We start from the raw sequence: 12,635 nt of genomic DNA on the forward strand, positions 1-12,635 counted from the left end.
TGCCGGTGGCGGCGGTGAACGGCCCGGACTCGGTGGTGATCTCCGGGCCGGAGGCGTTGATCGAGGAGGTCGCGGCCACGTGGGGGGCGCGGGGCCGGCGGGTGCGCCGGTTGAACGTCTCGCACGCCTTCCACTCGGCAGCGATGGAGCCGATGCTGGCCGAGTTCGGCGAGGTGGCGGCCGGGATCCGGTACGAGCGTCCGGGCATCGCGGTGGTGTCGAACCTGACCGGGGAGCTGGTACGCGAGTACGACGCCGGCTACTGGGTGCGGCACGTGCGGGAGACGGTCCGCTTCGGTGCCGGGCTGGACCTGCTGACCGGGCGTGGGGTGTCCGCCTTCGTGGAGGTCGGCCCGGACGGGGTGCTGTCCGGCCAGAGCCGCGACGGGCTGTTCGTGCCGGCCTCGCGCGGCGGCCGGGACGAGGTGGAGACGGTGCTGTCGGCGCTGGCCCGGGTGCACACCAGCGGCGTCGCGGTGGACTGGGCCCGGGTGCTTCCGCAGCGGCAGCCGGTGCCCCTGCCGACGTACCCGTTCCAGCGTGAACGCTACTGGCTCACCCCGGCTGCGGCCCGCCCCGCGGACGCCGGCTGGCACTACCACGTCACCTGGCGGCCGGTGCCCGACCCGGCCCCGGTCACGATCGACGGCGTCTGGCAGATCGCCGCGCCGGGCGCCGAGGCGTACGAGCCGGTCGCCCGGGCACTGTCCGCGGCCGGAGCGGACGTGCGGCCGTACCAGCCGGGCACCCCCGCCGACGGGGTGATCTCCCTGCTCGGCCCGGCCGAGACCGCTGACCTCGGCGCACCGCTGTGGATCGTGACCCGGGGCGCGGTCCGCGACCCGCTCCAGGCCCAGCTGTGGGGACTCGGCCGGGTGATCGGCCTGGAACACCCGGACCGCTGGGGCGGGCTCGTCGACGTCACCGACGGCGCCTGGGACCGGCTTCCCGCCGTCCTGGCCGCGCCGGGCGACGAAGACCAGTACGAGCTGCGCACCGGCGGCACCTTCGTCCGGCGCCTCAGCCGGGTCGACACCGAGCCGGACGGGCAGTCCTGGACACCTCGCGGCACCGTCCTGGTGACCGGCGGCACCGGCGCCCTCGGCGCGCACGTGGCCCGCTGGCTCGCCGCCAACGGAGCCGGCCATCTCGTGCTCACCAGCCGTTCCGGGCTCGCCGCCGACGGCGCCGAGGCCCTGCGTGACGACCTCACCGCACAGGGCGTGACGGTGACCGTGGCCGCCGGCGACGTCACCGACCGGGCGTTCCTCAGCGCTCTGCTGGCGGAGCACCCACCGAGTGCGGTGATCCACACGGCCGGTACCAGCCGGCCGGCACCGATCAGCGACCCCGGCGCCCTCGCGGACGTCCTCGGCGCCAAGACGCTCGGCGCCGACCTGCTCGACGAGCTGCTGGACGGCGTACCGCTCGACGCCTTCGTGCTCTTCTCCTCGGTCGCCGGGATCTGGGGCAGCGCCGGGCAGGCCGGGTACGCGGCCGCCAACGCCCACCTCGACGCCCTCGCCGAACGCCGCCGCGCCCGCGGGCTCGCTGCCACCTCGATCGCCTGGGGACCGTGGGCGGGCGGTGGCATGGCCGCCGGTGCGGAACAGCTGCTGCGCCGCGGCGGGCTGATCCCGATGGCGCCCGCGGCAGCGCTGGAGGCCATGCGCCGGGCGGTCGGCTCGGGGTCGGCGACCAGAGTGGTCGCCGACGTCGACTGGGAACGGTTCGCCGCCTCCTACACCCTGGCCCGGCCCCGCCCGCTCATCGCCGACCTGGTGCCGGACCCGGCCCCGGTGGCCGCCGCGCCCCGCCTCGACCGCCCGCCGCTCGACGTCGTCCGGGAGCACGTCGCGGCGGTCCTGCAACTGCCCTCCGCCTCGGCTGTCGCCCCCGACCGGCCGTTGCGGGAGCTGGGCCTGGAATCGCTCACCGCCGTGGAGCTGCGCGACGCCCTGTCCGCCGCGACCGGGCTGCGGCTGCCGGCCACCGTGGTCTTCGACCATCCGACCGCCGCGCAATTGGCCCGACACCTCGAGACCGAACTGGCCGGCGGTGACCGGCCGGCGGCGGCACCCGTCGCGGCCGTGAGCGAGGACGACGACCCGATCGTCATCGTCGCCACCGGCTGCCGGTTCCCGGGTGGCGTCCGGTCCTCCGCTGACCTGTGGCGGCTCGTGGCCGCCGGCATGGATGCGATCGGGCCGTTCCCTGCCGACAGGGGCTGGGACCTCGACAACCTCTACCACCCGGACCCCGACCACCCCGGCACCAGCTACGCGACCGAGGGCGGCTTCCTCGACGACGCCGACCGGTTCGACGCCGCCCTGTTCGGCATCAACCCGCGCGAGGCGCTCGCGATGGACCCGCAGCAGCGGCTGCTGCTGGAGACCTCGTGGGAGGTCTTCGAACGGGCCGGGATGGACCCGACGGCCCTGCGCGGCACCCAGGTCGGCGTGTTCGTGGGCGCGGCCGGTCAGGGCTACGGCGCCGACCTCACCGAGCTGCCGGACGGCGTCGCCGGCTACCTGCTCACCGGCAACGCCACCAGCATCATCTCCGGGCGGCTCGCCTACACGTACGGGCTGGAAGGCCCCGCCCTGACCATCGACACCGCCTGCTCGTCGTCGCTGGTGGCCCTGCACCTGGCGGCCCGCTCGCTGCGGCACGGCGAGTGCGAGCAGGCCCTGGTCGGCGGCGTCATGGTGATGCCGACACCGCTTCCGTTCGTCGAGTTCAGCCGCCAGCGCGGGCTCGCCCCGGACGGCCGGTGCAAACCGTTCGCCGCCGCGGCCGACGGCACCGGGTGGTCCGAGGGCGCCGGGATGGTGCTGCTGGAACGGCTCTCGGTGGCGCGCCGGCACGGGCACCCGGTGCTGGCCCGGCTGCGCGGCTCGGCGATCAACCAGGACGGCGCCAGCAACGGCCTCACCGCGCCCAGCGGCCCGGCACAGCAGCGGGTGATCCGGCAGGCCCTGGCGAACGCCGGGCTGACACCGGACGAGGTGGACGCGGTGGAGGCGCACGGCACCGGTACCCGGCTGGGTGATCCGATCGAGGCGCAGGCGCTGCTGGCCACCTACGGGCGCGATCGGCCCGACGACCGTCCGCTGTGGCTCGGCTCGGTGAAGTCGAACATCGGGCACACCCAGGCCGCGTCCGGCATGGCGGGGCTGCTCAAGATGGTGGAGGCGATGCGGAACGGTGTGCTGCCCGCCACCCTGCACGTCGACCGGCCCAGCCCGCACGTCGACTGGTCGGCGGGCGCCGTACGCCTGCTGACCGACGCCGTCGCCTGGCCGGACCCCGGCCGCCCGCGCCGCGCCGCGGTCTCGTCGTTCGGTGCCAGCGGCACCAATGCCCACGTCATCCTGGAGGCCGTCGCCGAGGCGGAGCCGGAACCGCCTGCCGCGTACGCCGGCCCGCTGCCCTGGGTGTTGTCGGCTCGCACCCCGGAGGCCCTGCGTGCCCTGGCCGGCCGGCTCGGCGACGAGATCAGCAAAAGCGAGCCCACCGTGGACCACGCGTACTCACTCGCCACCACCCGGGCGCACCTGCCGCACCGCGCGGTCCTGGTGACCGCCGACCCCGGCCGGGTGCCGTCCGCGCTCCGGGCGCTGGCCCGCGACGAGGCCACCGGCGACCTGGTCAGCGGCACCGTGCTGGACAACGCGACCCGGCCGGTGTTCGTCTTCCCCGGTCAGGGCTCCCAGTGGCCCGGCATGGCCCTGGAACTGCTGGACACCGCACCGGTCTTCGCCGCCCGGATGCGCGAGTGCGCCACCGCCCTGTCCCCGTACGTGGACTGGTCGCTCTTCGAGGTCCTGCGCGGCGAGCCGGACGCGCCACCGATGACCCGGACCGACGTCGTGCAGCCGCTGCTGTTCGCCGTCATGGTGTCCCTCGCCGAGTTGTGGCGGGCGCACGGTGTCGAACCGGCCGCGGTGATCGGGCACAGCCAGGGCGAGATCGCCGCCGCGTGCGTGGCCGGCGCTCTTCCGCTGGCCGACGCCGCCCGGATGGCCGCCCTGCGCAGCGCGGTACTGACCGGGCTGTCCGGCGCGGGTGCCATGGGCTCGGTGCTCATGCCGTACGACGACCTGGTCGCCCGGCTGCCACAGTGGAACGGCCGGGTCACCGTGGCCGCCGTCAACGGGCCCGCTTCGATCGTCGTCTCCGGCGACCGGGACGCCGTCGAGGACCTGCTCGACCGGCTGGCCGGTGAGGGCGTACGGACCCGCCGGATCCAGGCCGACGGCGCCGGTCACTCCGCACATCTGGAACCGCTGCGCCCGCGGCTCGAGGCCGCGTTCGACGGCATCGAGCCGCGGGCGGGTACCGCCGACTTCTACTCGACGGTCACCGGCGAGCGGATCGACACCACCGAGCTCGACTCCGGGTACTGGTGGCGCAACGTACGCCGGACGGTCCGCTTCGATGCGGCCGCCGGCGCCCTGATGGCCGCCGGGCACACCGTCTTCCTGGAGATGAGCCCGCACCCGGTGCTGACGCTGGGCCTGCAGGCCACCGCCGCGGCGGCCGGGCATCAGGTCGCCGTGTGCGGCTCGCTGCGCCGCGACGAGGGCGGCCTGCAACGGTTCCTGACCTCGGCCGGTGAGGCGTACGCGCACGGCGTCGACGTGGACTGGGCGAAGGCCTTCGCGGGCAGTGGCGCCCGCCGGACCACCCTGCCGACCTACCCGTTCCAGGGCCGCCGTTACTGGCTGTCCGCCGGACTGGGCGGCGCTGCCGACGTGGCAGCGGCGGGCCTGACCGCGGCCGATCACCCGATGCTCGGCGCGGTGGTCGCTCCGGCCACCACCGGCGACCGGGTGCTCACCGGCCGGCTCAGCGCGCGGGACCTGCCGTGGCTGGCCGACCACGCGGTCCGGGGCACCCCGCTGGTCCCCGGCACGGCGCTGCTCGAACTGGCCCTGCGCGCCGCCGACGAGTCCGGCTGCGACCGCGTCGAGGAGCTGATCCTGCACACCCCGCTGGCACCGGCGGCCGGCAGCACTGTCCAGATCCAGGCCGTTGTGGGCGCGGCCACCCCGTCCGGAGAGCGGCCGCTGTCCCTGCACTCCCGGCCCGCCGACGGCGACGAGTGGGTCACGCACGCCACCGGCACCGTACGAGCCGATCCGGACGTCTCCGCCTTCGACCTGGCCGCGTGGCCGCCGCCGGACGCCGAGCCGGTGCCGGTCGACGGCCTCTACGACCGGCTCGCGGCGGCGGGCCAGCAGTACGGCCCGGCGTTCCAGGGCCTGCGCGGGGTCTGGCACCGGGACGGGGAGATATTCGCCGAGGTACGCCTCCCGGAGGCCCTGCACGCCGACGCCGCCCGGTACGGCCTGCACCCCGCCCTGCTCGATGCCGCCCTGCACGCCGCCGTGGCCGCCGGTGACTCCGGGCCGCCCCGGCTGCCGTTCGCCTGGACCGGTGCGCGGCTGCACGCGGCCGGTGCGGCCGCGCTGCGGGTCCGGCTGGTCCCGTCCGGCGCCGGGCGGCTCGCCGTGCAGGTCGCCGACGAGGGCGGCCGCCCGGTCGCCTCGATCGAGGCGCTGACCACCCGGGAGATCACCGCCGGTCTGCTGGGCGCCGCCCGGGCGTACCGCACCGATGCCCTGCACCGCGTCGAATGGGTCGCCATGCCGCTCACCGGTGGCCGGCCGGAACAGCCGTGGGCGGTCGCGGACGACGACCTGGGCGCCGGTGCCGCCCTGTTCGCGGCCGGGGTCCGCCTCGCCGCGGACGACGACGCGGAGCCCGACGTCACGGTCGCTGCCGTCGGTGGCACCACGACCGGGGTTCCGGACGTCGCGGCGGTGCACGAGGCAGTGCACCGGGTGTTCGGGATTGTGCGCGCGGCGCTGGAGACCGGCTCCCACCTGCTGGTGGTCACCCGGGGCGCGGTGGCCGTCGGCGACCAGGCGGCCACCGATCTCGTGTACGCGCCGGTCTGGGGACTGCTGCGCTCGGCGCAGACCGAGAATCCCGGGCGGATCACCGTGCTGGACGTGGACGAGATGGACGGTCTGCCGGGCGTGGTGACCGCCGCGCTGGCCGCCGGAGAGCCGCAGGTCGCGGTCCGGGACGGCGTCGCGTACGTCCCCCGGGTGGCGCCGCACGCCGCGACCGGTGTGCTCGAACCGCCATCGGGCGTCGCGGCCTGGCGGGTCGAGGTCGCCGGTACGGACGGGACCGGCGTCGACGACCTGGTGCTCGCGCCGGCCCCGGAGGCGGACGCGCCGCTCGCCGCCGGCCAGGTCCGGGTCGCCGTGCACGCCGCCGGGGTGAACTTCCGCGACGTGCTCATCACCCTCGGCCTGTACCCGCAGCGATCACTGCTCGGCGGCGAGGGCGCCGGCGTCGTCCTGGAGACCGGGCCGGACGTGCCCGGGCTGCGGCCCGGCGACCGGGTGTTCGGCCTGTTCGCCGAGTGCGGCGCCTTCGGCCCGGTGGCGGTCACCGACCACCGGGTGCTGGCGCCGATCCCGGCCGGGTGGTCGTTCGCCGAGGCGGCCACCGTGCCGGTCGCGTTCCTCACCGCCTACCTGGGCCTGGTCGAGCTGGGCGGTCTGCGTGCCGGCGAGTCGGTGCTGATCCACGCCGCCACCGGCGGGGTCGGTACGGCAGCGGTGCAGATCGCCGAGCACCTCGGTGCCCGGGTCTACGCCACGGCCAGCCCGCCGAAGTGGCCGGTGCTGCGCGCGGCCGGCCTCCCGCCGGAGCGGATCGCCTCCTCGCGCGACCTGGACTTCGAGGAGAACCTGCGGCAGGCCACCGGCGGGCAGGGCGTCGACGTGGTGCTCAACTCGCTCGCCGGTGACTTCGTCGACGCGTCGCTGCGGCTGCTGCCGCGCGGCGGGCGGTTCCTCGAGATGGGCAAGACCGACCTGCGCGACCCGGCGACCATGCCCGCCGGGGTCACCTACCGGGCGTTCGACCTCAACGAGGTCGGCCCGGACCGGCTCGGTGAACTGCTGCGGACGCTGCTCGGCTGGTTCGCGAGCGGCGCGCTGCGGCCACTGCCGGTGAACCGGTGGGACGTGCGCCGGGCACCGGCCGCGCTGCGCCACCTGAGCCAGGCACGGCACGTCGGCAAGGTGGTGCTGACCGTGCCCGCACTCGACCCGGACGACACCGTCCTGGTCACCGGCGCCACCGGCACGCTCGGCCGGCTGGTGGCGCGGCACCTGGTCACCGCGCACGGCGTACGCCGGCTGTTGCTGCTCAGCCGCGGCGGTGCGGCGCCCGACCTGGTCGGCGAGCTGACCGCCCTCGGCGCGGAGGTGACCCTGCATGCGTGCGACGTGGCCGACCGCGCTGCCCTGGCCGCGATCCTGGCGGACCACCCGGTGGACGCCGTCTTCCACACCGCCGGCGTGCTCGACGACGGTCTGGCGGTCGCGCAGACCGCCGAACAGATCGAGCGGGTGCTGCGGCCCAAGGTCGACGGCGCGGTCAACCTGCACGAGCTGACCACCGGGCTGCGGGCGTTCGTGCTGTTCTCGGCGGCGTCCGGGGTGCTCGGCGGTCCGGGTCAGGCCAACTACGCGGCGGCGAACACCTTCCTGGACGCGCTCGCCGGACATCGCCGCGCCCACGGGCTGTGCGGCACCTCGCTCGCCTGGGGCCTGTGGGCGCCGGCCAGCGGGATGGCCGAGCTGACCGAGGCCGACCTGCGGCGGATGGCGCGCGGCGGCATCCTGCCGCTCGCCGCCGATCAGGGTCTCGCCCTGCTGGACGCGGCGCTGGGCCGCGACGAGCCGGTCCTGGTACCGGTGCGGTTCGACCGGCCGGCCCTGCGGGCGCAGGGCGCGGAGCTGCCGCCGCTGCTGCGCGGCCTCACCGGTGCGAGCGCCCGCCGGCGGGTGGATCAGGCCGGGGTCGCCGCCGACGGCGGAACGGCGCTGCGCCGCCGGCTGGGCGGTCTGCCGCCGGCACAGCAGGAGACCGAAATGCTTTCTCTGGTACGCGCACAGGCCGCCACCGCCCTCGGCCACGACGACCCGGGCACCGTGACGGCCACCAGCGCCTTCCTGGAGCTTGGCTTCGACTCGCTGACCGCCGTGGAACTGCGGAACCGGTTGTCCGCCGCGACCGGTCTGCGGCTGGCGCCCGCACTCGTCTTCGACCATCCCACGCCGGCCGCGCTCGCCGGCTTCCTGCTGGCCGAGCTACAACCGGAGCGCGCACCGGCCGGCCCGGCGCGGGACACCGGCGAACACGCGACCGGGCTGTGGCCGCTGTTCCGCTCCGCGGTGGACGCCGGCCGGGTACCGCAATTCGTGGCCTCCCTGCGCCCGCTCGCCGACTTCCGGGCGGCCTTGGCGACCCCCGGTGCCGCGACCGGTGGCCCCGGCCCGGTACGCCTGGCCCGTGGCGCCGCACCCACCCTGATCTGCCTGCCGCCGATCGTCGGGCAGTCCGGGCCGCACCAGTACGCCCGGTTCGCCGCCGGGCTGCGCGAGCTGCGCGGCGTGTCGGTCCTGCCGCACTCCGGCTTCCGTTCCGGCGAACCGCTGCCCGCCACCCGCGAGGTGCTGGTGCGGGCGCATGCCGAGGCCGCTCTCCGGCACGCCGCGGGGGAGCCGTTCGTCCTGACCGGTTACTCGTCAGGCGGCCTGGTGGCACACGCCGTCGCCGCCGAACTCGAGCGGTGGGGCGAACGGCCCCGGGCCGTCGTGCTGCTGGACACCTACCGGCCCGACACCGGCGAGCTTCTCGGCGAGCTGATCCCGCAGGTGCTGCACGGCCTGCTGGCACGGCAGGAACGGATGGCCGGCGACGGCCCGGGCTCCGGCGGGGACGCGTGGCTCACCGCGATGGCCCGCTATCTGCACTTCGACTGGACGCCGGCGCCGATCTGCGCGCCCGTCCTGCTGGTTCGTGCCACGGACCCGATGCCGGGCGGAACCGGTGACGGCGACTGGCGGGCCGGCTGGCCCACCGCCGCGACCACTCTCACGGTTCCCGGCGACCACTTCACGATGCTCGAGACGTACGCCGGTGACACGGCACGCGCCGTGCACGACTGGCTCAACCAACGGGGAGGCGCACTATGACGGCCGGCCACTTCGAACTCGGGGACATCCCGCCGCTGGGCGTGGTGCCCCGCCAGATGTACGCCTCGGTGATCCGGCCGGAACGGTACGGCCCGCCGACCGACGCGTTCCGCACCGAGCTGGTCGACGTCCCGCCGCTCGGGCCCGGGCAGGTGATGGTGATGATGATGGCCGCGGGCGTCAACTACAACAACGTCTGGGCCGCCCTCGGCAAGCCCCTCGACGTGATCGCCGCCCGCAGCCGGCACGACAGCACCGGGTTCCACATCGGCGGCTCCGAGGGGTCCGGGGTGGTGTGGGCGGTCGGCGAGGGCGCCCGCCAGGTGAAACCGGGTGACCACGTGGTGCTCTCCGGCTGCCGGTGGGAGGAGTCGGCCGCCGACATCCGGGCCGGCGCCGACCCGATGACCTCCTCCACCCAGCGGGTCTGGGGGTACGAGGAGAACTACGGCGCCTTCGCCCAGTTCACCGTCGTGGACGAGTACCAGTGCCACGCCAAGCCGCCGGAGCTCACCTGGGAGGCGGCGGCCGCCTACCTGCTGACCGGGGCCACCGCGTACCGCCAGCTCTGCGGCTGGCCGCCGCACGTCGTCCAGCCGGGCGACCCGGTGCTCATCTGGGGCGGAGCGGGCGGGCTCGGCTCGATGGCGATCCAGATCGTCCGGGAGCGTGGCGGCATCCCGGTCGCCGTCGTCTCCAGCGACGACCGCAGGGAACACTGCCTGCGGCTGGGCGCGGCCGGGGTGATCGACCGGCGGGAGTTCGACCACTGGGGCCGGCTGCCGGACATCGGCGACGACGCCGCCATGGGCACCTGGCTGAAACAGGCCCGCGGGGTCGGTCAACGCTTCTGGGAGGTCCTCGGCGAACGGCGCGCCCCGCGCATCGTGCTGGAGCATCCCGGCCGGGACACCATCCCGACCTCCATGTACCTGTGCGACACCGCCGGCATGGTGGTCATCTGCGGCGGCACCAGCGGTTACAACGCCGACGTCGACCTGCGGTTCCTCTGGATGCGGCAGAAGCGGTTGCAGGGCTCGCACTTCGCCAACGTGGCCGAGTGCCGGGCGATCACCGCGCTGGTCGCGGCCGGCCGCATCGACCCCTGCCTGTCCTGGCTCGGATCCTTCGACGAGATCGGCTACGCGCACCAGCTGATGCTCGACAACGCGCAGCCGCCGGGCAACCTCGCGGCCTTGATCAACGCGCCCCGCGCCGGCATGACCACCCTCTAAACCAGGCCCAACCTGAGTGCTGTCTCGCGGGTCTTGAGACAGCACTCAGGTTGGGCTAGTCCGGGATCGTCACCGCGGTTAGGACGAGCCCTGCGGTCACGAGGTAGCGGCCGTGCAGTTCGGTGAGTTCCGGGCCCCCGTCACGGCGGGTGCCGGGAACGTGGATCCGCGCGGTGAACGCGCGCGTACCCGGGTCGATGGTCAGGCTCGCGTCCTCGAACCCGAGCCACCGGCGGGTGAGCGGGAACCACGCCTTGTAGACCGACTCCTTGGCGCTGAACAGCAACCGGTCCCAGTGGGTCGCGGGGTGCTGCCCGGCCAGGCCGGTGAGCTGCTCCGCGTCGCCGTTCGCGGTGACCGCGTCCAGCACTCCGTCCGGCAGGGGCAGATGGGGTTCGGCGTCGATGCCGACCGCGGCGATGTCGGTGGCCGGCGCCACGGCCGCGCCGCGGTAGCCGGCGCAGTGCGTGATGCTGCCGACGACTCCCGGCGGCCACTGCGGCTCGCGGCGCTCGCCGGGGCGGATCGGCGCCGGGGGACGGCCGAGTTGCCGCAGCGCCTCGCGGGCGCACCGCCGGGCGGTGATGAACTCGCGGCGGCGGCTCTCGACGGCGTTGGCGATCAGGTCCGCCTCGCCCGGATGGGCCTCCTCGTCCGGGTGGTCGGCGAACGCCTCGACGGCCACGACGCCCCGGGGCAGCAACTGCTCGATCATCGTTTCTCGCCGAGGATGCGGTGCAGCAGCCGGGGTGGCTGGGCACGCCGGCGCCACTCGCGGGGATAGCCGAGCGACACCTCCTGGAAATGCACCCCGTCGTAGCGGGTGGTGCGCGGGATGTGCAGGTGGCCGTAGACCGCCGCTACGGCCCGGAAGCGCACGTGCCAGTCGGCGGTGCGCTCGGTGCCGCACCACTGCGCGAACTCGGGGTGCCACAGCACGTCGGTCGGTTGCCGCACCAGCGGCCAGTGGCTGAGCAGGAGGGTGGGCCGGGCCGGGTCGATCGCGGCGAGCCGGCGCTCGGTGAGGGCGACCCGGTCCCAGCACCACGACTCGCGATCCGGGTACGGGTCGGGATGCAGCAGCACCTCGTCGGTGCAGACCACACCCGCGTCGTACGCCTTGCGCAGCGACTCCTCCTTGGTGTGCGTCCCCGGGGCACGGAACGAGTAGTCGTAGAGCAGGAACAGCGGGACCACCACGACCGGACCGCCGGCACCGGTCCAGACCGGGTAGGGGTCCTCTGGTGTGACTACCCCGTTGTCCCGGCACATCCGCACCAGCGCCCGGTACCGCGGCTCGCCGCGCAGCTGGACCGGGTCGTGCGGATGGGACCAGAGTTCGTGGTTCCCGGGTGCCCAGACGACCGTGCCGAACCGGCTGCGCAGCAGGCGCAGCGTCCGCTCGACGTCCTCGAAGAGGTCGGCGACGTCCCCGGCGACGAGCAGCCAGTCGTCGTCGGACTCGGGTTCCAGGCGGTCCAGGAGAGCCCGGTTGTCCGCGTACGAGACATGCAGGTCACTGATGGCGAAGAGCGATCCCCGTCCAGGCACCGGCGGTTCCCTTTCCCGTTTGCCACAGCGCGCTGCTGAGCGCCACGTTCATCGGTCGGTGGAGCAGGCCGGGCTCGGAACGAGCGTGAGGGGACGCTCGCCCCGGGCCCGGCCGCACAGCTGTGGTCACCCGCAGCCGTGGACCCAGTTCCAGCCGATGAAGGAGTGCCGCAGCGTCACGCTCTGCTCGCAGCGGGCGGTGCCGTCCCCGTTCAGCACGACCTTGGAGTCGTGGACGTTGTAGTACCAGTTCCCGGTGGCGTCGAAGATGCCCTGGTAGGAGAACTCGGCGTGGTGGTTGTACTCGGCGGCGGGGCACGCGCCGGCGCAGCCACCACTGCCGGTCGCCGACACCAATGACCAGCCGGCGTTCCACGGTTCGCGGTTGTTGTGCGTGGACCGCGTCGAGGACGACGAGGTCACCTGGCCGCCGGCCGTGGTCGCGGTGCTGTCGGTGTAGAGCGCCGTCATGACGATGCCGCAGCAGTCGTACATCTGGGAGTAGGTGTGGAACGGCGCCGCGGCCGCCGTCCGCGCCGCCGGGGACGCGGCGACGACCTTGGCGGGACCGGTGATGACCTGGCAGTCCGGGCCGATGGTGACCGACTGGCGGACGGCTTTGCCGGCCGGCGGGGCGGGCGAGCTGCCGGTCAGGCGCAGTGTGCCGCACGACTGGTCGGGCGTGGGGGCCGACGCGGCCGCCGGCCCGGGCGCGAGGAAGACCGCGGCGGCTGCGAGCGCCAGCGCCACAAAAGTACGTCGCATGCGTTACTCCCTG

5 protein-coding genes are annotated in these 12,635 nt (G+C 74.9%); 2 read left to right on the forward strand and 3 right to left on the reverse strand.

Going from position 1 to position 12,635, the window contains the following annotated elements; all coding sequences use genetic code 11:
* Positions 1-14: 14 nt before the first annotated feature.
* Together I4J89_RS50100 and ccrA are read left to right on the forward strand one after the other, a co-directional pair.
* Positions 15-9,071 (forward strand): SDR family NAD(P)-dependent oxidoreductase, encoded by a 9,057-nt coding sequence (locus tag I4J89_RS50100; RefSeq protein ID WP_309238573.1) that lies wholly within the window; start codon positions 15-17, stop codon positions 9,069-9,071.
* Complete coding sequence (gene ccrA, locus I4J89_RS33275) at positions 9,068-10,306, forward strand: crotonyl-CoA carboxylase/reductase (RefSeq protein WP_196418112.1); 1,239 nt, start codon at positions 9,068-9,070, stop codon at positions 10,304-10,306. Before I4J89_RS50100 ends, ccrA begins: the two co-directional genes overlap by 4 nt.
* A gap of 55 nt (positions 10,307-10,361) precedes the next feature.
* Here ccrA and I4J89_RS33280 read toward each other — a convergent pair whose 3' ends face one another.
* The 3 genes from I4J89_RS33280 to I4J89_RS33290 all read right to left on the reverse strand — a co-directional run bounded on the left by I4J89_RS33280 (position 10,362) and on the right by I4J89_RS33290 (position 12,622).
* Positions 10,362-11,021: a 4'-phosphopantetheinyl transferase family protein gene (locus I4J89_RS33280; RefSeq protein WP_196418113.1), complete on the reverse strand. Its 660-nt coding sequence runs from the start codon at positions 11,019-11,021 to the stop codon at positions 10,362-10,364.
* A complete protein-coding gene (locus I4J89_RS33285) occupies positions 11,018-11,857 on the reverse strand; it encodes a metallophosphoesterase family protein (protein WP_196418114.1) in 840 nt (279 codons plus the stop codon). The genes I4J89_RS33280 and I4J89_RS33285 overlap by 4 nt, the downstream gene beginning before the upstream one ends.
* Positions 11,858-11,983: 126 nt before the next feature.
* Complete coding sequence (locus I4J89_RS33290; RefSeq protein ID WP_196418115.1) at positions 11,984-12,622, reverse strand: hypothetical protein; 639 nt, start codon at positions 12,620-12,622, stop codon at positions 11,984-11,986.
* Between the last annotated feature and the right edge of the window lie 13 nt (positions 12,623-12,635).

This window comes from Actinoplanes aureus, from assembly GCF_015704865.1.
Lineage (GTDB): Bacteria > Actinomycetota > Actinomycetes > Mycobacteriales > Micromonosporaceae > Actinoplanes > Actinoplanes aureus.